Here is a 22,029-nt window from a genome sequence, read left to right as displayed (position 1 = left end):
GCGATGAGGGATTCGAACCCCCGACCCCCTCGGTGTAAACGAGGTGCTCTGAACCAGCTGAGCTAATCGCCCGAATTGACGTTAATCTAAAAGATTGTGGGCGATGAGGGATTCGAACCCCCGACCCCCTCGGTGTAAACGAGGTGCTCTGAACCAGCTGAGCTAATCGCCCGAATTAACTTTTATTTAAAATATTGTGGGCGATGAGGGATTCGAACCCCCGACCCTCTCGGTGTAAACGAGATGCTCTGAACCAGCTGAGCTAATCGCCCTAATTAATATTTCTATAAATTCGGAATATTTTCAATATGTGTAAGAATGGTGGGCGATGAGGGATTCGAACCCCCGACCCTCTCGGTGTAAACGAGATGCTCTGAACCAGCTGAGCTAATCGCCCTTTCTTTATGAACGTGTAATCGTTTGTTGATTACGGGTGCAAATATACGACGGGATTTTATGTTTGCAAGCTTTTTGAAACTTTTTTTTATAAAATTTCTGCTACAACAAAAGTACTCCCCCCTATATAAATCAAGTCCTCCGCCTTTGCTTCTGCTTTTGCTTTCGCATAAGCTTCTGGTATTGAATCACAAACAATTCCCTCTAATCCAAATTCTTTTGCTTTTCCTGCCAAAATCTCAGCATCAAGTCCGCGAAAAATATTTGGCTTCGCAAAGAAGTATTTTGCTTCTTTAGGCAAAAAAGGAAGCACTCCTTGCAAATCTTTATCGTTCACCACTCCAAAAACGAAGTATAATTGGTTGTACTTTTCCGTTTTCAACTGCTCCATCACTATAGAAAGCCCATGCTCATTGTGTGCTGTATCGGCAATTACCTTGGGATGTTCTTGTAAAATCTGCCAACGCCCTTGTAATTTGGTGGTAGCTACCACCCGATTCAACCCTTCTCGCTCATTTTCTGTTGTAATCGCTAGTTCTTTTCGCAACAATTCAACCGTCTGACGAACGGTGCGTATATTCTTTTGTTGGTAGATCCCCTTTAAATCGGAGGTATACGTATTGGAAGCGTATGTATCTTGCGCAAAGTAAATCGGACTACCCTTCTCTTTTGCCTTAGCGAGAAACACAGGTTTCGTCTCTTGAACATACTCCCCTATTACAACAGGGACACCCGCTTTAATAATTCCGGCTTTTTCTACTGCAATAGCCGCCAAAGTGTCACCTAAGAAAGCCACGTGATCTTTTCCAATATTCGTAATTACCGATACTAAAGGAGTAATAATATTAGTTGCGTCCAATCGACCGCCCATTCCCACTTCAATCACAGCAATATCTACCTGCCTTGTTTTGAAGTATTCAAAAGCCATCCCTACGGTCATCTCAAAAAAGCTAAGTGATTCGCTTTCGAAAAACGATTGATTAGCCGCAATAAAATCAACAACAAAAGTAGCTGTAATTTCTTCTCCATTTACCTTAATGCGTTCGCGAAAATCTTTTAAGTGAGGAGAGGTGTACAAGCCTACCTTATATCCTGCTTCTTGTAGGATAGACGCCAACATCGAGGAGGTTGATCCTTTTCCATTTGTACCCGCAATGTGTACGGTTTTTATTTCCCTTTCTGGGTGATTCAAATGTGCTGCTAATTTTTCTATATTGGATAAGTCTGCTTTATACGCTACTGCTCCTTGTTGTTGGTACATGGGCAATTGTTCAAACATCCACAAAACGGTTTCTTGATAAGTCATAGGTCAAAAGAGGATTGAAATCCGGTATTGTTGTTACTATAATTGTTACTTCCATAAGAGATTCTAACGTTTCGCGCACGACTGCGTGCACTACACGGCTAAAACACGTCAAATATAGGGCGATTTCAAGGTGTCAAGCAAATGGATTAGCGTGAAAAAAATTGCTCAAGTGTTGACGCCTTTACTTTTTTACCAAACAGGATCAAAAATATCGTAGATTACTCCAGAGCTATGATCGTATTGGGCGCCTGTTACACTCGCTAGAGCATTGACCTCATCGCGTACTTTGAGTGTTCCCAATAGCGCAAAAATCAGCGCTTCTTTATAGTTGACCAATAAGTCATCCGCTACTACAAACTCATAGGATGAAGCGTAAAACGACAGGCGACTCATGAGGTAAGTATTAAAAGCTCCTCCACCAGTAACTAATATTTTAGCTTGCTTAGGCAATTGAATTCCATTTGCAATCTGTATAGCCATATGCTCCACAAAAGTGGCTAAATAATCCTCAGGGCTCAACACATGCAATTCCAAAAGAGGTTGAATATTGCTGGTAACAAATTCTACTCCCAAGGATTTTGGTGGGGTTTTCGCGTAGTATTCCAACGCGTTTAACGCTTCTAATAAGGGTTGACAGACCGTTCCTGCTTGTGCTCTTGATCCTTCGGAATCATACAAGAGTCCCAACTTATTTGCTTGTTCATTCAACAGTACATTGACTGGACATAGGTCAAATGCAATGCGGTAATGCAACGCATTTTCGTATGAAACATTGGCAAAACCACCCAAGTTTAAACAAGCGGTATAGTCGCCAAAAAGCAAGCGATCACCAATAGGAACTAAAGGAGCACCTTGCCCCCCTAACAAGACGTCTTGTACGCGAAAATCGCAAATCACTTTATGCTGGATCAAATCCGCAAGCAGGGGTAAATTGCCAATTTGCAAGGTATACCCCAAATCGGGACGGTGCAAAATGGTATGTCCATGTGAACAGACAAAATCAACGGTTTCCAATGCATTTTCTTGGATAAATGCAGTGATTATATCAGCTAAAAGAAGAGTATATTCCTCATCCAATCGATCTAAAGCTTCTTTATTTAATCCAATTGCCGTCTTTAGCTTGGTTCTCCATGCAGCTGAATACGAAATTGTTTGCCCTTTTTCCAATTCAAAAGACCACCCCTTTTCATTTACATTAAGTGTAACATAAACCAAGTCAACTCCATCTAATGAAGTCCCCGACATGATTCCAACAACGCGATATTGACTATTTTTCATAGGTATAAATTTAAGCATAGAAATTGAATATCTGATAATATTCCGCTATATTTGACCATATAAATTTCAAGATTACAAAGAATAAAATAAATACTCGATGGATTTTAAATTAACAGAAGAACAACAAATGATTCAACAAGCTGCTCGTGATTTTGCGCAGACTGAATTGTTACCAGGGGTTATTGAAAGAGATGAACACCAAATTTTCCCAGCTGAACAAATAAAGAAATTAGGAGAGCTTGGTTTTTTAGGTATGATGGTTGATCCAAAATACGGTGGAAGTGGCTTAGACAGTGTATCATACGTATTAGCGATGGAGGAAATTGCCAAAGTTGACGCTTCTACAGCAGTCGTTTTATCTGTTAATAACTCATTGGTTTGCGCAGGTTTAGAGAAGTATGCTAATGAAGAACAAAAGCAAAAATACCTAACGCCAGTTGCCTCTGGAGAAGCGATTGGTGCTTTTTGTTTATCGGAGCCAGAAGCGGGATCTGATGCTACCTCTCAAAAAACAACAGCAGTTGACATGGGGGATTACTATTTATTGAACGGAACTAAAAACTGGATCACGAATGGTAGTACAGCTTCTTTTTACATTGTTATTGCACAGACAAATCCTGAGAAGAAACACAAGGGAATTAATGCTTTCATCGTAGAGAAAGGGTTACCTGGATTCGAAATTGGAGCAAAAGAACAAAAAATGGGTATTCGTGGGTCTGACACGCATACGTTACTTTTTACAGATGTGAAAGTACCTAAAGAAAACAGAATTGGCGAAGACGGATTTGGATTTGCCTTTGCGATGAACGTCTTAAATGGTGGTCGTATAGGAATTGCTTCTCAAGCCTTAGGTATTGCACAAGGGGCTTATGAGTTATCTTTAAAATACGCTAAAGAACGCAAAGCTTTTGGAACAGAGATTATCAACCACCAAGCAATTGCATTCAAATTGGCCGATATGGCGACGAATATTTCTGCTGCACGTATGTTGTGCTTAAAAGCAGCAGCAGAAAAAGATGCAGGACAAGACATCTCAATTTCGGGAGCTATGGCAAAATTATTTGCATCAAAAACAGCCATGGACACCACAGTAGAAGCTGTACAAATACACGGTGGAAATGGATATGTAAGAGAATACCATGTAGAGCGTATGATGCGTGATGCTAAAATCACTCAGATTTACGAAGGAACTTCAGAAATACAAAAAATTGTTATTTCAAGAGGTATTTCAAGAGACTAATTTACTCGTATATACAATAAAAGCGATCCGTGGATCGCTTTTATTTTTTAGTAAACCTATCTATCAATTTATCTCTATCACTTTTATTGTACTTGAATAGTAATTGGCAAAGTGAACTGAGATCGAACTGTGCGATTATCCTGACGAGCAGGTTTCCATTTCGGCATGGTTTTCAATACGCGAACAGCTTCTTTTCCTGCACCATACCCTGGGTCGCGTAATACTTTAATATCCGTAATACTTCCGTCTTTTTCTACAACAAAAGACAAGATCACTTGTACTTTTCCAGAAGCATCAGGCATATGTATTTCGCGAAACTTAGTAATAAAACTCTTGCTAAAAGCAGCTAATCCCTCCATTGGTGCAGCACTTTCAGTAGTTATGCGGTAGATTTCATTTCCTCTTTCCGCTTCTTCCCCTTCACGTTCTTCTCCACCGTCTACTTTATGTCCCGCTTTTTCCTTTATTAAAATAGTTCCTTCCGCATTGCCTTTGATAGACTCACTGCCAATCAAAGCATCTCCTAAATCTGTTTGCTTGACCACTTCTTCTGTAATTTCATCTGCCGATGCTACTTCTAAGTTTGTAAATCGTTCAACATCTACAACAGAAGCTGGCGCACTAGCTTCTTCTATATAAGATTCATCTACTAATGGTTTTACTTCTTCCTCTATTTTTGGCAGAACAACATCGACAAGTTCAAGTGGTTCATCAATAAAATCAAAATCACAAGATATAATTTCACCTTTAGCCCATTCATTTTCATCTTCAAAAAAAGAAGAAATAGCTGCTGGCGCAACAAATACTAAGGCGAATAGACATAATCCACTGCCTAAGGCTAAAAGGGTTGTTCTTGGGCTCTCTAAACGCAATTTGTAGGCTCCATATTGCTTATTTCTACCTGCAAATACAATATCTAACCAATCTTTCTTAAATAAATCATTCTTTGCCATAACGTACAGTTTTAATTGATTAAACACTAAGATTGCCTGAACAAATCGGCAATCTACCTCTTTAACAAAATCATTTTTTAATATTTTACACTAAAGTTAACCTTTTATACTGAATAACCAAACACAACAAAGTTTTTTTTACATATACAACAAATACACAACCTAAAAAAAGAATAATTATCAATGAAAAACAACTATAAATTTTAACAATTCTATTTTCGTTTTACAAGCAAACCGAAAACACAACAAGGAGAACTAACATTTTGTACATTTGTAAATCAATTCAAACACTTTTATCGGATGAAACCCTCCAAATCGATTAAAATAAAAATCATATTCTTGTATATTATCCTATTAGGAGCAGTATTCTTCTCGGGTTTATACATCTATAAAGAGGCTAAAAAATTCACCTTACCCGAAGAGCAAGTAGTCAAAGAAAACAATAAGATTTTCTTGGTTAGTAGTACACTAAACAACTTGTATTCATCTGAGATATACAGTAGAAATGCCATTGTTACGGGCAACAATAGAGACATCAAAAGCTATTATTCGCACTTAGATACCTTAGTAAATCAAATTGAACAAATCAAATTAACAACATCGGATAAGGCGATTCATCAAAAGATAGACTTAGTTCAAGATTTATTAAAAAAGAAGAAAGTCAGTTTCAACAACATCATCAAAGCGAGAAAAGAAATCAATGAAGACCGCAACTATAGTGAGGCGATTGACAAGATTTACGACATCCGAGATGAAATACAAAAGAAAATTGAACCAATAGTTATTCAGACCAAAGAAAAGGAAAAGCGAAGCGCTTGGGCGCGTTTGTTCAAAGGGGATCACACCGATACGATCACCAAAACAATTAATTATCCGAATGTGACAGACTCCATTGTTAGCGCGATGGAGAATATCATATTACAAGCCCAACAAAAAGTCAACCTTCAACAGGCGAACTTATTAAAAGAAGAACAGAAATTAATTATAGAGAACAAGAATATAACCAATGAATTGCGCAAGATTTTAGAGAGTATTGAGCGCAATTTACTCTCGCTTTCTTATCAAAACATCAATGAGTCCAAAGCACGTATTAGCACTGCCTCTACCAATATAGCTTATATTGGTGGATCGGCCCTATTTGTCATTATAATTTTGGGTTGGATTATCATTAAAGACATCAATCAAACGCAAGAATACCGGGTAAAACTAGAACAACTAAACCAAGAAAGAGAGGTATTACTCCGCAGTAAAACAATGTTATTCGCCACGGTTACCCACGATTTACAAACTCCCTTAGGGAGCTTAATTGGCTTTTCTAATCTACTACAAACCACGGAATTAAACTCCAAGCAAAAACAATACCTCAACAATATTCAAAGTTCAACACAGTATATTGCTAATCTGATCAACGATTTAACCGACTTTTCCAAGTTAGAAAACAACAAGATCAGCATACAAGAAAAGGCATTTAATCCAAAGGAATTAATCGAGAGTATTTGCGCCCCTTTGGTTCCCAATGCTGAGAATAAAAAAATTAAGTTGAAATGGACGGTTGATCAAGCCTTAGATCATTCGTTTATCTCTGATCCCTATCGCTTAAAACAAATTGTTACCAATTTGATTACCAATGCCGTGAAATTCACCCAACAAGGAGGGGTATTCATTGAAGCTATACGATTAGGTAATCAACTAGAAATCAAGGTAATCGATACAGGTATTGGAATAGAACAAAGTCAGATAGACCACATTTTTAAAGAATTTAGTCAGGCCAATGCGGGTATTGAAAAGCGCTTTGGAGGAACGGGATTGGGATTGAACATCTCCAAACGCCTCATTAAGTTATTAGGAGGTGATATACAAGTCGATAGCATCCTAGGCGAAGGATCCATCTTTACCATCACCCTTCCTTTGGAAGAAGCTGACATACAAACGAACACTTATATATCAGCTGAGCAATTCAAGGCACAATTTACCATTTTAGCGCAAGACAGCATTCTCGTGGTAGATGACGATAAAATCCAATTGCAATTAATGGAAGAGTTACTCACTCCTATCTTCAAAAAAGTGGATGTTCTCAATGATTCATCTGAGATTGAGAGCACTTTAGAGCAGGAGGAATACAATATTATTCTCAGTGATATTCAGATGCCTAAGATGGATGGGTTTGAAATGATTAACGTACTAAAAAACAACGCTAAGTACAAGCAAATTCCCGTTGTTGCCTTATCGGGTAAACGCGATCTTACGGTAGAAGATTTTACCCAGGCCGGATTCGCATCCGCTCATCAAAAGCCAATTCAATTGCAAGAGTTGTTAATTCTCATCACACAACTATTACATCCAACACATAAGCTCGAGCTAACCGTTCAGAGTGAACCTACACTCTCAATGGACAAGCCCACAAAACTATACGACATCAACCAAATTAAACAGTTTATTGGGGAAGATAGCGCTGCATTGCGAAAATTCGTGGTAATTTTTGTCGATAGTACCCAAGAAAATAGCCTAGATCTTACCTATGCGTCCGATGATTTTGACTATCAAACTATTAGCAATATTGCACATAAAATGCTTCCCATGTTCAAACAGTTGCAAATCAACCACATCGTTCCTGCTTTAGAACAATTAGAAGATCAAACCATCAAATTTGAAACCAAGGAAGACCTTGTCCTGTACATTCAAAACATCAATGAACAAATTCAAGCCGTTGTTTCGGATTTACAAGAAAAGTATTTAGGATAACGCGGTTGACGGTTAGCGGTACATAAAAAAAAGTCGATGATTTATTTCATCGACTTTTTTTATGGTTTCCTATTTAATGCTTGGAATTTCAACTAATTCGTTTGTTTCAATATTGTAATCAACGGTATCGAATTCGAATCCAAATAAGTTAAAGAAATCTCTTCTATAACCTTCTAAATCTGAAATTTGGTTGATATTATCTGAATTAATTTCTTCCCACAATTTAGCTACTTCTGCTTGAACATCCTCTCTCATCTCCCAGTCATCCACTCTGATTCTCCCCTCACTATCTAGTGTAATAGGTTGATCAGCATAAAGGCGATCGGCAAATAAACGTTGCATTTGTTCGATACATCCTTCGTGAATATTTTTCTCTTTCATCACTTTATACAGCAAGGAAATATACAATGGCACTACGGGAATTGCAGAACTTGATTGCGTCACTAATGCTTTGTTTACCGATACATAAGACACTCCATTTAAATCAGCAATTAAGTTATTAATTGTAGGCACAGTAGCTTCTAAGTCATTCTTAGCCATTCCGATTGTTCCATTTCTGTAGATTGGATAAGTTAATTCAGGTCCGATATAAGAATACGCAACTGTTTTAACACCTTCTGCCAAAACACCAGCAGCTTTCAGGTCTTCCATCCAGAATTTCCAATCCTCACCTCCCATTACAGCGATGGTATTATCAATATCACTTTGCTCGGTTACTGGATCAATTGTAATAGTAGATACAACCCCTGTGTGGAAATCTACGGTTTTATTAGAGAAAGGCTCATTGATTGGTTTTAATACAGAAGCATAAGCCACCCCTGTTTTAGGATGTGTACGTCTTGGAGACGCTAAGCTGTATACCACTAAATCAACTTGACCTAAATCTTGTTTAATTAACGCAATTGTTTGTTGTTTGATTTCATCAGAAAAAGCATCTCCATTGATACTTTTTGCATATAAACCCGCTTTTGTTGCTTCTTGTTCAAATGCCGCTGAATTATACCAACCCGCAGTCGCAGGACGTCCTTCTGTTGCAGCCTTTTCAAAGAATACTCCAATTGTAGCTGCATTCGAACCAAAAGCTGCAGAAATACGCGATGCCAATCCGAAACCTGTAGAAGCACCAATTACAAGTACTTTTTTCGGTCCATTGGCTATTTTGCCTTTCGATTTAACATAAGCAATTTGTTGTTTAACATGCGCTGCACATCCTTCAGGATGAGAAGTTAAGCAGATAAATCCACGAGTTCTAGGTTGTATAATCATTATTTTAATTTTTTACTTTACTACGCTTGTACGTTATTTTTCTATGCAAATTGAAATCTTCAATGCTTATACAAATATAAACAACTCTTTTTATATGCAAATGAAATAGTGCGTAGAAATAAGCAATACGAGGAGAGAACGACAAAAATGAAAAAAGAATAGAACAAAAAAAATGAGTAAGCAGCAAGAAGTATTTCTACTTCTTTTCTACTTACCCATACACTGCAACGTATTCTTATCTATTTTCAAGGATATTCGTTATGTATTCCGAAGGTGATACGCCTTCGTATTTCTTAAACGCTCGAAAGAATGAGGTTCGAGAATTAAATCCGCATTCATCACCTAATTCGGAAACTGAGATATCAAAATCTTTTTTCTCTAGTAACTTCTTTGCGTGTTCGACACGTAACTTATTGATATACGCATTAAAATTCATTCCATATGTTGTAGAGAAAAATTGCGACAAATGGTGTTTGGCAATTTTACTTTCTTGCTCAAGATCGTCCAAGGTAAAATTGACCTTTAAAAAGGATTGATTATCGTGAACAATTTGTTCTACCTTAATTTTATACGCACTCAATACGTCATCGGCTAATTTTGATTTCTCGTATTTGAGGAGCACTTGTGGATCTTCTGCTATTTTTTCCTTATCTGTTGGATCAGAGATAGACACCATTTTCACGTATTTCAATCGCACCATATAGTAATTAAAGATAACTATGGCGAAACACAACAGAGCTAAATAAGTAACAGAAAGGTCGTAATGGAGGATATTGTTGTAAAACACAATACCCAATGAAACCAACGCCATAAAGATCATAATCCACATTACACGCAAGATCAATAGGCGAATATTGTTATTCAACACCAGCTTATTAATCTTATAATAGCCCATAAAGGCATATCCTACATACTGAATTACTTCAACAAAATAAAGCACTAATAAATAGCGGTATACTTCAACTGAATTCAAATCTAACCCTTGATTCAAAAGCAAGAAATAAAAGCCCAAGAGCACCAAGGTAGGAATGAAGTGCAAAGCAAAGTAATACCTCTTGCTTTCCTGCGTTTTCTTGTGCACCTAATCTGACAATAAAACGAGACAACAATAAAACGTAGGAGCATATACGCTATTAAGAGGTAATCCAAGATGGACAAACCGAAAATCTGCCCACAACAATCGACTACACAAAATAATAACCAAATGCAGAACAAAAAACAGGAGGAACACATTGAGTAACTGCTGTGTTTTGGTCGAAGCAGTCAATTTATTATTTACAATAAACGATATACTGCCTAAAATAATGGCCGCTGTTAATACAACTAAGTTGAAATAAAACTCCATACCTGCACGCTATACGATTTGATTGCGATACACAGATGGCGTTTTACCTACAAAGAGTTTGAAGTATTTGTTAAACGTTGATTTTGAACTAAAACCACACTCTTCTACAATAGCTTCTATTGTCAAATTATTGCGGATTTGCAATAATTTTTTTGCATGTAAAATTCTGTACTGTGCTACCATGTGATAAAAAGAAGAATTCAATTGGTGATTAATCACCGTAGATACTTCATGTTTATTTAAATTCACAGCATCCGCTAAATCTTCCAACGAAAAAGAATTAGCTAAAAAGTCATCACTTGTTTCAAAAAAAGTAATGATTACTCTTTCCTTGTCTTCATATCGAGGCGTCAACGCATTGCCTTCGATTTTACTTACTCCAAGAGTAGGAATTTGCACGAGTATTTCGTTCGTTTTATCATTGTAATTCAGCAAGGTAAATAAGCAAAACAGCAATACTGTTACAACTAATCCGGTTTGAATAAACACATACTCAACACCAAAATCTGCAAATATATACAATACAACAAAGAAGATTGCACGCACAATTAAACGGGCGATTAAGTAATTACAGAAAAAGCCTATAAAACCCAATACGCTTTGGTTGGAGCTAGAAGATGGAATAGACTTCATTTCTTTGTACAACACCATCAAATACGTTAGAACGTATGCAAAAACAACAGTTCCAATAAATTTAGAAGGAAACAAGCTTGGCAATAAAATAACGAGAACCGCAAGGCTGTAATGAGCAAAAAATGCAACAGCTGAAGGCTCTACTTTACGCGCTGTTTTTCTGGTAAAGAAATACAATAAAGGAATAGTCAAAAGACTAAAATCAAGATTCAAACCTAAGCCTATGGCTATCAGTTGAATCACAGAGAGCGCTAAAACGCTTTTAACGATACTCTCGAAGTTAAAATGGCCTCTTAAAAAACCATCAAATGTTTTAATTAGTTTCATAATGTTAGTGGTGATGTATTAATTTAATACCTCTACCCTCACATATTGCGCCGTGACTATACTGCATAGCTATATAGCACGATTCTCTATTAAGTGGGGACTTAAGATAATAGATGTTCGCCTATTACTACTTTTTTTACTTTCGTTTAAAGCGTGACAAAATTATTATTTATTTTTTAGATTAACATATAATTTAACACTACAAAATGAGATTTACATAATATACACTTAATCGCATTTAACCTTTTATTTTACTTACTTTCACAAGCAAAAACAATAAAAATCAGCAATTATTTTCACGTAACAACACCTATTATCATACAAATTTATAGCCATTTAAGACAGTAAACACAACCTTTTCCTGAATTAACTGTTTTAATTATCTCTAGCAAGCGTCGTCTTCTTCGTTTTTTTATTCCGCAAAAGTCTTGCTTTACTATTGAGACTACAAACACATACAATAATCTCATTTTGTATATACTTATGACTCCAAACCTTGTAAAAAGTCACATCTATTTTCTGTTTTCACCTCCTTTTTACCTATCGAATAAAATAAAAACAACAAAACAACAACCAAATAAATCCATATAACACAAATCAATTGCAAAAAAACAAACTACTACAACAGCATTACGTTAAATTCAATACAATTTCAATAAATAATCTATTTACCGAAAAAACACACAATAAAGCGAATGTACTGCTAATAAAAAAAAAGATAGTGCGTGAAATTCTCAAAATGCATAGATTAATTAAAGCATATCAAAACGAGGTGAACGATATGAGTTTTGAAGCAAGACAAACTACTTCGGATTACTTCTCGTTCGACTAAACTATAACTACATTTCCTAATCCGACACTATCTTCATTTGGATGACAAAGCCAAATTGCTTCTTTTTCTAGAAAAGAAAACCTTTCAGTGGAAACTATAGTTTTTACAAACCAACAAAAAGCCCTAAAACACATTTGCGTTTTAGGGCTTTTTCTTATGTAGCTTTAGCTTTATTCAGACACTGCTGTTTCTTCAGCTTCTTTATTTTCTTCTTGATTTCCTTCTTGATTACTTTCTTGATTACTTTCTGTGCTCAAAACTTTTAATGGATCATAGGTTTTAACTTCCCAACTAGGGTCTGTTAGGTCCACATAGAAGTAATTAACGTTGTCATTCTTATCAAAGGCTCCATTTTTATTAATATCTTCGATTGTTCTGAAGTACAATCTACTTTGTACATCAATAACTGTCCAATCTAGTAGCTCTTGTAAATAGGGACTTAATTTTTTAAATCCATCCCCACTACCTTTACTGATGTAAAGTGTCTTGATATCATTGGAATCAATTTTGCCGTCTCGATTGGTATCAGCGTCAAACACATTGTACACCAACACATTTTTCTTGAGTTTTTCGGCTATGGTATTCAAATAGACCACGGACTGAATTTGGATTCTCTTTGTTGTTAGTGGTCTGATATTCAACGAATCTTTGTGTTGAAACATTAGATTTTCTAAATAGCCTGTAATTTCAAAAGGCACATAGTTAGAAACAGTATAGGAGAACTGACTCACTTTACTTGTTCCGTATTTGCTTGAACTAGAATAGACTCTTACTTCTCCAACAGGGTGAATCAAGTAGGGAGAATGACCGACAACCAGGGGCAAATCAGCAATTCTGATATCTTCTGTTTTTTCTTTTACTACTTCTTGTTCCGCTGTTTTCGATTCATCTTTATAAATTACTTTGGGTTTTTCCTCTTGTCCTTTGCAAGAGAAAAACAGCACAACGGAAAAAACACTTACTATTAAACCTAATTTTGTTTTCATTCTTTTCACTATTGATGATTCAAAGATACGTTTTTTACAAATGCAGGACTAAAAAATTAAAACGTCAGGGCTATTTTCATGTTAAACGTTCTATTTGTCATATAATTGGGAATAGCAATTTCTTTACTGCTATTCAAATCGCGAATCCACGTATTGGTAATAGCGTTTGCTACGTTGAATACATTGTAGATTTCCACTCCGATTTGCAGCTGCTCAACGCCTTGGAGCCAGCGTTTATTTTGCCCTACTTTTTCGTCTTTAAACACGTAGTTAAATCCGATATCAGCTCGTTTGTAATCGCGTAATCTTCCTTGATAGAGATAAGGATCGACATAGGAAGGGGATCCACCTGGTAATCCTGTATTGTATACAGCATTGAGGTACAACCTCAAGTTGGGAATCGAAGGCATATAGTCTTGAAAGAGCAGACCAAACTTCAATCGCTGATCGGTTGGTCGGGCGATATACCCTTTGTCTTGATAATTTTCTTCTGTTTTCATCACACCTACACTAATCCAGGATTCAGTTCCAGCGATAAACTCCCCATACAACCGAAGGTCAGCCCCATATACATAAGCTTTAGCATCATTATTTGCCACATAGCGCATACGGACATTGTCTAGTGTATAAATATTGACCTCTTGAAGGTTTTTGTAATAGACTTCGGTTTGCATGCGAAATTTTTTATCCCACATAGTAAATCCATAGTGATGACCTAATACGGCCACCCAGGCTTTTTGTGCATGGAGATCGGGGTTTAACGTTCCATCAAACCCGCGATATTCGCGATAGGATGGCGGTTGTTGATACAATCCAAAAGCCAAGCTAAACATCATTTGTTTTTGCCATCCTTGTGGATCTATAGCGATTTGAGCTCTAGGGCTAACCACCAGTTTGGTTTTACCTCCTGCGGACATCTTCCATCCGTGTATTCTCGCTCCTGCATTTAGGGTAATCTTCGTGTCTTGGCTATACAGCGCTTTATTCCATTCCCCATAAGCCATCACGCGATTAATATCCACGGTATGCTGGGTGTGCAGCGAGGCATACTCATGCTTATTGGGTAAGATATACCCCAATGAATCCATCAACTCCCACTCGGATAGGCGGTCTTTGATATTTTCTCGAATGAATTTTGCCCCCCAACGCAGGGATGTATTTGCCTCCCCAATCAGGTGTCTCCCTTTCACCTCCGCACTTATAGACAAAGCGTCATAATTATTTCGCGCATGAGCATATTGAGAAGCAACGCCTTTTCGGATAGGCAACGGGTTTTCAATATCTTTACCGAAGAGCGGATCAGAATCGTAGTCTTGCTGATCCACAACCAAATAGGATGCTTCAATGTCGTAATACTCTTTTTCTTGGGTGTGATAAGCTGAAAAAATAGCTTCTATCTTATCGCGGTCTGTTTTATAGGTAGAAACCAAAGCCCCAAATAGCGAACTGTATTTATCTTCTTCTTTTCCATTGTATAAAATAGAGACCGTAGCCGTATTACTTACTCCTCCAAACGCCACTGTAGCGCGATTGGGTTCATATTTATAATGGTTTCCCGTTATGTTTCCGATAAAGCTAAAACCCCAATTTTCATCTAATGTATAGTCGACCACTGTTTGTGTATCCATAAAAGAGGGTTTGTAATAGCCGTCGTCATCTTTTCGATTCATCAACAGGCGGTTATTGTGGTAACGCATACCTATAATAGCCGTTAAGGCTTTGTCTTTAGAAACTAAATCTACTGTTGCTCCAGCACCTAAAAAGCTCGCTTGCAATTGGACTTTATTTTCGGTTGGTTTGCGATAATCAACCTCCAATACTGAAGATAACTTATCGCCATAACGCGCTTTAAATCCTCCAGCAGAGAACGACACATTTTCTACCATTGCAGGGTTGACAAAGCTCAACCCTTCTTGTTTTCCTGAGCGTACTAAGAACGGACGATACATTTCTACACCATTGACATAGATTAGGTTTTCATCAAAACTCCCTCCTCTCACGGAATACTGACTGCTCAATTCGTTATTTGAGTTTACTCCAGGCAACGTGGTTATTACGGTTTCCAAGCGATTACTTCCTGCGATTACATCGTCAACCCCATGAAGATTGACACTGGATAGATCCCGATCAAAACTGCCTGTATAATTAACAATCTCAACGGTTTGCATTACGTTATTTTCCAAGGGTTTGTCTTCTGCAACTGCTGTAGTTACTACGGCTTTCCCTTCTTGACAGTGAATGCTAATCGTACGGATCTCATTGGGATGTAAAACAAATGCTTCGGGTATAACACAAGGAATGCCGATAATTTTCACGTCAACTGCTTCCCTAGCGGGAACGTCGACATAAAATTCACCTTTTGCATTGACTTTGATCTTGTGAATCGCACCGCTTTTGAGTACTAGTAGGATGTTTGTCACCTTCTCTCCTTCGCCTTCGACTACTATTTTTCCCTGCAGGATCGCTCTATCTTGCGCGTAGGTGTTTAGGCAAAAGAACAAGAGAAGCAGTGTTATTCCCAATCGATGTATCATAGTTTACTTTCTAAAAAAATGTGTAGAAAAGGTAGCTGCATTACCCATGTTGTCGGTAACTTTAATCACCACATCATTGCGTCCCGAACTCACTATTCCATCACGGAATAAATGTACTATTTTTTTTGTTTTATAATCGTAATCCAAAAGAATCCACTTGCCATTAATCGTTCCTTCAATTGTTTGAATGCCTGTATCCACATCATGGATAAGAAAGGAAATTTCATTGGCATTGCTCAACCAATCCCCTTCTTTAAAACTCGGTTGGTAGATCTTCGGTGGGGTATTATCGACGCCGATCGAATAATCGCCTAACTTTTTCGTATAAGCTGTAAAGATAGTTCCTTTTTTGTGTGTTTTAACGTAGGATTTACTTCCATTGGGTGCCACTTGAGCGATATACGCCTTGTTCAGGTCTGCATCACTTAGTCCAAAACTACTTACATCGAGGGTCAGTGTCATATTTTTAAACGCTGCAACTTCATCTTTATGCAGGGTAACTTTTTTATCGTTGACATCGAACACAAAAGTAAAGTCTTGGTAAAAGGCATTAGCGGGAATACGCACGGAAGCAAAGTCTTTTTCCGCCAAAAATTCACGTGTTGAAACTAGGTTATACTGATTTTCTGCTGCTACTGCTTTACTTTCTACCACCGTTGCTGAGTCTGCGGCATAGGTGATTGGAATTTCAACAACTGTTTGGTTGCCGTGAAAATCGGAAGCTACTATTTTATAGGTATAACTTGTTCCTGGTTTTACTTCGAGTATTCCTTTTGTGCCTTGATCTACTTTTAGCACAGATAAGGGGTAAGGCTTTTCGAGGAACATTTTTTGTACTTTTTCTTTGGTTTTTTTATTGCGTCCGTAGTCGACTAGGGCATTGACGAAGCCCGATTCACTGAAGGAAAAAGTATCAAATTGATAGCTAAAGCTCGGTTTGCCATTGACAAAAGTTTCCAACTTATACACACCGTTTCGATTGCTATTGTTATTTGCCGTATCGTACATATCAATTCCAAAGCTAATTTGTCCACTAGCGGTGATTGGATCTGCGGTGAGGATACCGTTGATTGTCTTATAAGTCAATGCTATGGGGTTCTTAGACTTATTGATTAGGGCGTCGTTTGAAATGGGATAGGCATAGATCGAATTAATCGTAGGGGCTTCTGTATCCTTCAACATTTCTTTCATTCCCCAGCTCAGGGGATTGATGATGGCTTGTGATTTTGTATCGCGGAATTCATAGTGTAAATGAGGTCCACCAGATCCTCCTGTATTTCCTGTATAGGCAATGATATCGCCTTTTTTAACGGGAATTTCATTTCGTTTAGGAAACAGTTCTATTTCAAAAACGCGTTGTTTGTAATGTGTATCGAAAACGCGTTGGGCAATCGCTCCTTCATAGGCACTAAGATGACCATATACAGTTGTCATACCGTTGGGATGATCGATATACAAAGCCTTGCCATAGCCCCATGTAGACACTTTTATGCGTGAGACATAACCATCAGCAGGTGCATAAACTGGTAAACCAATGCGTTGTTGTGTTTTAATGTCGATTCCCGCATGAAAATGACTTCCCCTGAGTTCGCCGAAATTCCCAGAGGCATTGATCGGTATATTCAACGGATTGGCAAATTCTATAGTTGGAGCTTGTCCAAAAGCAACAAAAGCAGAGAAAATAAAAACTCCAGTTAAACTCTTTTTCATTTTTTATAATTTATTGCTAAAATAAAGAATAATCTAAAATTAGAGAACCCTTTTGCAAATCCTTTTGGGTGTTGTTTTTGCAATTTGAAAAAACGAGATCGAATATTTGGTGCGCTACATTTACGATTGTACTGTCGTGTATATCGGTATATTTGCGAAACGATACTAAAAGCGGGTTGATTTCGTAAATTATACGATAGTAAGACAGTAAATAAATGCATCAGCTAGTTATTAATCAATTTCCTCGCTGTTCACGCGAACTTTTAGCAGAAAATATTTTAAAATCTAAATACAAATTGTAACTTTGTAAAAGAATAGTGAATATTTATTTTGCAACATGAGTGAACTAACGGACATAATTAATGCTTTGGAAGTAAAGTTTGCGAAACTTGTACAAAGATTAGATCAGTTGGAAGCGGAGAACAATAGGCTACAACAACATTTGATCGAGGCGCAGCAAGAAATTCTACAAAATGAGACGCAATTAGACGACATTTACAAGAAGTATGAATCTCTGCAGTTAGCCAATTCACTATTGGGCAGTGACGAAGGAAGAAAAGATACGAAACTCAAGATAAATTCATTGATAAGAGAGATTGACAATTGTATCGCTCAACTCAGTAAATAAAGCTAGCAATGAGTCAAAATGAACAACTAAAAATCAAGATATCGATAGCTGATCGAGTATACCCCTTAACGGTAACGTATGCTCAGGAGGAAGCTTTGCGCTCGGCGTCAAAGAAGATTGACATCATGATCACGCAGTTTGAGGAGAGCTATGCAGTACGAGATAAGCAGGATGTTTTGGCGATGTGTGCCTTACAATTAGCTTCACAGACTGAGCAAAAGACAATTGACAAATCTGAGAATTACAATAAAGCTGTTGATCGACTAGTTCGATTAGACGAGGCATTGGATCGTATACTTTCTAAATAGAAACACGTTCTTATTTAAAGGAAAAACTAAAAAAAGACACTGCTCACATTAGTAAACCGTTTTGATAAACTCAACACTAACAAATTAAAATGGGTGAATCATTGCTACTAAAGCACGCTGCATTTATGCAGATCCTTGAACAGCAAGCTAACCCAAAACTTGTTTAAATCAGAGTTTATGCAACTCTACTGATGTGGGCTTTTTTTATATAATTATAAAACACATATGGATATACTATTTATTGTTGGAGGAGTTTTAGTAGGTGCAAGCATTGGTTTTGCAATTGCAAAATACCTGGAAAAAAACCATGCTTCTTCTATTTTACAAAACGCTAATAATGAAGCTAAAACCCTTATACGCGACGCAAAAACGGAAGGAGAGTCAATCAAAAAAGAAAAGATTCTTCAAGCAAAGGAGAAGTTTATTGAGCTAAAGGCGGAACACGAGCAAGTAATTTTGTCTCGCGACAAGAAGATGGCAGAAGCTGAAAAGAGAACGAGAGACAAAGAATCACAAATTTCAAATGAACTTTCAAAAGCGAAGAAAGCCGCGGAAGAGAGTGAAAAGATCATCAAAGATTACGAGGCGAAATTAGAGCACGTAGAGAAGAAACAAGAAGAAGTTGATCGCTTGCACCGTACACAGGTTGAGCAATTAGAGATTATATCTGGTTTAACTGCAGAAGAGGCAAAGAACCAAATCATTGAAAGTTTAAAAACAGAAGCAAAAGCAGATGCGATGTCTTATATTCAAGACACCATTGAAGAAGCGAAGTTAACGGCTCAACAAGAAGCAAAAAAGATCATTATCAATACGATTCAACGCGTAGGAACAGAAGAAGCAGTAGAAAACTGTGTATCGGTATTCAACATTGAGTCAGATGATGTAAAAGGTAGAATTATTGGTCGTGAAGGTCGCAATATCCGTGCAATTGAGGCTGCAACAGGAGTAGAAATTATCGTAGATGATACGCCAGAGGCTATTATTTTATCGTGTTTTGATCCAGTTAGACGAGAGATTGCTCGTTTATCGCTTCACCGCTTAGTTACGGATGGACGTATTCACCCTGCTCGTATTGAAGAAGTTGTTGCTAAAACAACCAAACAAATCGAAGAGGAAATTATCGAAATTGGAAAGAGAACTGTTATCGATTTGGGTATTCACGGTTTGCACCCTGAATTAATCAAAATCGTTGGACGTATGAAATACAGATCGTCTTACGGTCAAAACTTATTACAACACTCGCGTGAAGTTGCTAAATTATGTGGTTTAATGGCTGCAGAGTTAGGACTAAATGTGAAATTAGCGAAACGCGCAGGATTATTACACGATATTGGTAAAGTGCCAGAAACAGAAAGCGAATTACCACACGCAATCCTAGGTATGCAATGGGCAGAGAAATTTGGAGAGAAACCAGAAGTTTGCAATGCCATTGGTGCTCACCACGATGAAATCGAGATGACAACCTTAATTGCGCCAATCATTCAAGTTTGTGATGCTATTTCAGGAGCAAGACCAGGAGCAAGAAGACAAGTACTAGATTCTTACATCCAACGTCTGAAAGACCTTGAGGGAATTGCAAATGAATTTGGAGGAGTTAAGAATTCTTACGCGATTCAAGCCGGTAGAGAATTGCGAGTAATCGTTGAGAGTGAGAAAGTATCGGATGAAATGGCAGCAACGCTATCTTTCGATATCTCGCAAAAAATTCAGACTGAAATGACCTATCCAGGTCAAGTTAAGATTACCGTTATTAGAGAAACAAGAGCTATTAACATAGCTAAATAAGATAACATCACCCACAAAAAAAGCGAAAGATTCCTCTTTCGCTTTTTTTGTGGCTATACAGTAAAGAAAGTTTACATTATCCCCTACTCCTTGGGTGATAGGTATCCATAACATTTTTCAATTTTTCTCTACTGATATGGGTATAAATTTCGGTTGTTAAGATGGATTCATGTCCTAACATCAGTTGAATCATGCGAATATCGGCTCCATTTTCAAGTAGATAGGTCGCAAAAGAGTGACGGAAACTATGAGGGCTCACATTTTTTTTAATATCCGCCTCTTTTGCTGCTTGTTTTACGATGGTAAAAATCATCGCTCGGGTTAAGCGTCCGCCTCTCCTATTTAAAAACACAATGTCCACATCATCTTTTTTGACCTGCATATGATTGCGAATGCTGGTCTTATACAAGGTGACCCATTGCATGGTTTCCGGGTCAATTGGCACAAAACGGTGTTTACTACCCTTACCAATTACACGGATAAATCCCTCTTCAAAGAACAAATCACTGAGACGTAGGTTAACCAATTCACTAACGCGCAATCCACAGCTGTACAAGAGTTCAAGCATCACTTTGTTTCGATACCCCTCATTCGTGGAGAGGTCTAAGGTTGCAATTAATGCATCAATCTCCTCAACAGCGAGCACCTCTGGAAGTTTTCGACCTAATTTGGGGATTTCCAACAGATCTGTTGGCGATTTTTCAATTTGTCCATCGATAATCAAAAAGGTAAAAAAACTTTTTAATCCAGAAATGATACGTGCTTGAGAGGTAGGTGCTAACACAGTTGACAGCTGGTATACAAATTCATTGATTAGTTCTGCACTGACCTCTTTTGGAGGAACTTCTATCTCGTTATGCGCTAAGAAATGGACAAATTTCAGCAAATCCAATTCGTAGCTGTCGATGGAATTTTCAGCCAACCCGCGCTCTAATTTCAGGTAATGCATATACGCTTGAATGGTCTTTTGCCAAGTGTTTGCGATCATTTTTACTTTTTTCGTTTAGGTCAAAGATAAAAAAAAGAGCTTCAGTGTTGAAGCTCTTTCTTGTATTCTACGATATAACGGTTTCTGATTAGAATTTGTAAACTAATCCGAATGTAGCATTATCAAAGAAGTTATTGAAAACATTTAGGTTTGCTTCAGTTTCAGAAATTGAACCTACTTTGTTTCCATCAGTTTTCATGTCGTAGTTTTTGTAGCTAAACACATTTCCTAAAGCAAATGTAACAGCTAATTTCTCAGTCACGAAATAGTTGAAACCTAAATCAATTCCTGCTGCAATACCAGTTTCTTTGTATTTCATGTCAGAAACTTTTCCTTCTTGGTATCCAACACCAACTTCAGCATATGTTTTGAAACGGTTACCTAATTCTAAGAAGTAGTAACGCGCGAATGCACCTGCATACAACGTAGTTCCAGTAATGTCAGTTCCTATTACATCAGATCCTACGTTTGCTTTTCCAAAACCTAAAGAAGCTCCTACAGCTACTTTATCGCTTAAGAAATAACCAATTTTTGGATTGAAGTTATAATGTGTATTTTTAACTTTAACTCCTGTTTTAGAATCTTTCTCTACTTGATCTTTAATTTGGAAGCTTCCTTCGATCATTACGTTTCCTTCTTGGAATCCAAATGTAGGTTTTTCTTTTTCTTGTGCGTTAGCTGTAAAACCAAATGCAGCAACAGCTACTAACGATAGTACTAATTTTTTCATATACATTAATTTTTTTACTATTAACAGAGACGAAATTAC

16 protein-coding genes, 4 tRNA genes and 1 other RNA gene are annotated in these 22,029 nt (G+C 37.4%); 6 read left to right on the top strand and 15 right to left on the bottom strand.

Annotated elements, in window-relative coordinates; translation table 11 throughout:
- From HX062_RS12485 to HX062_RS12460, 6 genes are all read right to left on the bottom strand, one after another.
- A tRNA-Val gene (locus HX062_RS12485) sits at positions 1-72 on the bottom strand.
- A 25-nt stretch (positions 73-97) separates the two neighbouring features.
- Positions 98-172: transfer RNA gene (locus HX062_RS12480), tRNA-Val, on the bottom strand.
- A 25-nt stretch (positions 173-197) separates the two neighbouring features.
- Positions 198-272 (bottom strand) — tRNA-Val (locus HX062_RS12475).
- Between the two features lie 47 nt (positions 273-319).
- Positions 320-397, bottom strand: a tRNA-Val gene (locus HX062_RS12470).
- Between the two features lie 87 nt (positions 398-484).
- Positions 485-1,702 carry a bifunctional folylpolyglutamate synthase/dihydrofolate synthase gene (locus HX062_RS12465; protein ID WP_286467643.1) on the bottom strand — a complete coding sequence of 406 codons (1,218 nt, stop codon included), beginning with the start codon at positions 1,700-1,702 and terminating at the stop codon, positions 485-487.
- Positions 1,703-1,891: 189 nt separating this feature from the next.
- A complete protein-coding gene (locus HX062_RS12460) occupies positions 1,892-2,980 on the bottom strand; it encodes an anhydro-N-acetylmuramic acid kinase (protein ID WP_286467642.1) in 1,089 nt (362 codons plus the stop codon).
- A gap of 97 nt (positions 2,981-3,077) precedes the next feature.
- On the opposite strand from HX062_RS12460, the gene HX062_RS12455 reads away from it, so the two are divergent.
- A complete protein-coding gene (locus HX062_RS12455; RefSeq protein WP_182628611.1) occupies positions 3,078-4,220 on the top strand; it encodes an acyl-CoA dehydrogenase in 1,143 nt (380 codons plus the stop codon).
- Between the two features lie 83 nt (positions 4,221-4,303).
- Here HX062_RS12455 and HX062_RS12450 read toward each other — a convergent pair whose 3' ends face one another.
- Positions 4,304-5,173: an energy transducer TonB gene (locus HX062_RS12450; RefSeq protein ID WP_286467640.1), complete on the bottom strand. Its 870-nt coding sequence runs from the start codon at positions 5,171-5,173 to the stop codon at positions 4,304-4,306.
- Between the two features lie 300 nt (positions 5,174-5,473).
- Here HX062_RS12450 and HX062_RS12445 point away from each other — a divergent pair, with 300 nt between their 5' ends.
- On the top strand, positions 5,474-7,915 hold the full coding sequence (locus HX062_RS12445) for a hybrid sensor histidine kinase/response regulator (RefSeq protein WP_286467639.1): 2,442 nt from the start codon (positions 5,474-5,476) through the stop codon (positions 7,913-7,915).
- 69 nt (positions 7,916-7,984) lie between these two features.
- Here HX062_RS12445 and fabV read toward each other — a convergent pair whose 3' ends face one another.
- The 6 genes from fabV to HX062_RS12415 all read right to left on the bottom strand — a co-directional run bounded on the left by fabV (position 7,985) and on the right by HX062_RS12415 (position 17,548).
- Entirely contained in the window at positions 7,985-9,181 is a 1,197-nt protein-coding gene (fabV, locus tag HX062_RS12440; protein ID WP_286467637.1) for an enoyl-ACP reductase FabV, read from the bottom strand.
- 235 nt (positions 9,182-9,416) lie between these two features.
- Entirely contained in the window at positions 9,417-10,262 is an 846-nt protein-coding gene (locus HX062_RS12435) for a helix-turn-helix transcriptional regulator (protein WP_286467636.1), read from the bottom strand.
- A 273-nt stretch (positions 10,263-10,535) separates the two neighbouring features.
- The gene (locus HX062_RS12430; RefSeq protein WP_286467635.1) at positions 10,536-11,486 is read right to left on the bottom strand and encodes a helix-turn-helix domain-containing protein; all 951 of its coding nucleotides are present in this window, start codon (positions 11,484-11,486) and stop codon (positions 10,536-10,538) included.
- A gap of 1,002 nt (positions 11,487-12,488) precedes the next feature.
- Complete coding sequence (locus tag HX062_RS12425; RefSeq protein WP_255492487.1) at positions 12,489-13,304, bottom strand: hypothetical protein; 816 nt, start codon at positions 13,302-13,304, stop codon at positions 12,489-12,491.
- A gap of 56 nt (positions 13,305-13,360) precedes the next feature.
- Entirely contained in the window at positions 13,361-15,838 is a 2,478-nt protein-coding gene (locus HX062_RS12420) for a TonB-dependent receptor plug domain-containing protein (protein WP_286467634.1), read from the bottom strand.
- Between the two features lie 3 nt (positions 15,839-15,841).
- Positions 15,842-17,548 (bottom strand): M23 family metallopeptidase, encoded by a 1,707-nt coding sequence (locus tag HX062_RS12415; protein ID WP_286467632.1) that lies wholly within the window; start codon positions 17,546-17,548, stop codon positions 15,842-15,844.
- A gap of 337 nt (positions 17,549-17,885) precedes the next feature.
- Between HX062_RS12415 and HX062_RS12410 the strand changes: the two genes are divergently transcribed.
- The 4 genes from HX062_RS12410 to rny all read left to right on the top strand — a co-directional run bounded on the left by HX062_RS12410 (position 17,886) and on the right by rny (position 20,272).
- Positions 17,886-18,176, top strand: coding sequence for a coiled-coil domain-containing protein (locus HX062_RS12410; RefSeq protein WP_182628603.1), 291 nt, complete (start codon positions 17,886-17,888; stop codon positions 18,174-18,176).
- 8 nt (positions 18,177-18,184) lie between these two features.
- On the top strand, positions 18,185-18,484 hold the full coding sequence (locus HX062_RS12405; RefSeq protein ID WP_182628602.1) for a cell division protein ZapA: 300 nt from the start codon (positions 18,185-18,187) through the stop codon (positions 18,482-18,484).
- Positions 18,485-18,552: 68 nt separating this feature from the next.
- A non-coding RNA gene (gene ssrS / locus HX062_RS12400) (6S RNA) lies at positions 18,553-18,661 on the top strand.
- A gap of 48 nt (positions 18,662-18,709) precedes the next feature.
- On the top strand, positions 18,710-20,272 hold the full coding sequence (gene rny / locus HX062_RS12395; RefSeq protein WP_182628601.1) for a ribonuclease Y: 1,563 nt from the start codon (positions 18,710-18,712) through the stop codon (positions 20,270-20,272).
- A 76-nt stretch (positions 20,273-20,348) separates the two neighbouring features.
- Here rny and xerD read toward each other — a convergent pair whose 3' ends face one another.
- Both xerD and HX062_RS12385 read right to left on the bottom strand, forming a co-directional pair.
- Positions 20,349-21,260 (bottom strand): site-specific tyrosine recombinase XerD, encoded by a 912-nt coding sequence (gene xerD, locus HX062_RS12390; protein WP_286467631.1) that lies wholly within the window; start codon positions 21,258-21,260, stop codon positions 20,349-20,351.
- An 88-nt stretch (positions 21,261-21,348) separates the two neighbouring features.
- A complete protein-coding gene (locus HX062_RS12385) occupies positions 21,349-21,990 on the bottom strand; it encodes an outer membrane beta-barrel protein (protein WP_286467630.1) in 642 nt (213 codons plus the stop codon).
- Positions 21,991-22,029: the final 39 nt, after the last annotated feature.

Origin of the sequence: Myroides sp. DF42-4-2, from assembly GCF_030326445.1 — a bacterium.
Taxonomy (GTDB): Bacteria; Bacteroidota; Bacteroidia; order Flavobacteriales; family Flavobacteriaceae; genus Flavobacterium.
This window is presented reverse-complemented; position numbering and strand designations above follow the sequence as displayed.

Coding starts and splice junctions, on each gene's coding strand:
- HX062_RS12460 (WP_286467642.1), bottom strand. CDS start 2,980: ATGAAAAATAGTCAATATCGCGTTGTTGGAATCATGTCGGGGACTTCA.
- HX062_RS12455 (WP_182628611.1), top strand. CDS start 3,078: ATGGATTTTAAATTAACAGAAGAACAACAAATGATTCAACAAGCTGCT.
- HX062_RS12385 (WP_286467630.1), bottom strand. CDS start 21,990: ATGAAAAAATTAGTACTATCGTTAGTAGCTGTTGCTGCATTTGGTTTT.
- HX062_RS12425 (WP_255492487.1), bottom strand. CDS start 13,304: ATGAAAACAAAATTAGGTTTAATAGTAAGTGTTTTTTCCGTTGTGCTG.
- rny (WP_182628601.1), top strand. CDS start 18,710: ATGGATATACTATTTATTGTTGGAGGAGTTTTAGTAGGTGCAAGCATT.
- HX062_RS12415 (WP_286467632.1), bottom strand. CDS start 17,548: ATGAAAAAGAGTTTAACTGGAGTTTTTATTTTCTCTGCTTTTGTTGCT.
- HX062_RS12410 (WP_182628603.1), top strand. CDS start 17,886: ATGAGTGAACTAACGGACATAATTAATGCTTTGGAAGTAAAGTTTGCG.
- fabV (WP_286467637.1), bottom strand. CDS start 9,181: ATGATTATACAACCTAGAACTCGTGGATTTATCTGCTTAACTTCTCAT.
- HX062_RS12445 (WP_286467639.1), top strand. CDS start 5,474: ATGAAACCCTCCAAATCGATTAAAATAAAAATCATATTCTTGTATATT.
- HX062_RS12405 (WP_182628602.1), top strand. CDS start 18,185: ATGAGTCAAAATGAACAACTAAAAATCAAGATATCGATAGCTGATCGA.
- xerD (WP_286467631.1), bottom strand. CDS start 21,260: ATGATCGCAAACACTTGGCAAAAGACCATTCAAGCGTATATGCATTAC.
- HX062_RS12420 (WP_286467634.1), bottom strand. CDS start 15,838: ATGATACATCGATTGGGAATAACACTGCTTCTCTTGTTCTTTTGCCTA.
- HX062_RS12450 (WP_286467640.1), bottom strand. CDS start 5,173: ATGGCAAAGAATGATTTATTTAAGAAAGATTGGTTAGATATTGTATTT.
- HX062_RS12465 (WP_286467643.1), bottom strand. CDS start 1,702: ATGACTTATCAAGAAACCGTTTTGTGGATGTTTGAACAATTGCCCATG.
- HX062_RS12430 (WP_286467635.1), bottom strand. CDS start 11,486: ATGAAACTAATTAAAACATTTGATGGTTTTTTAAGAGGCCATTTTAAC.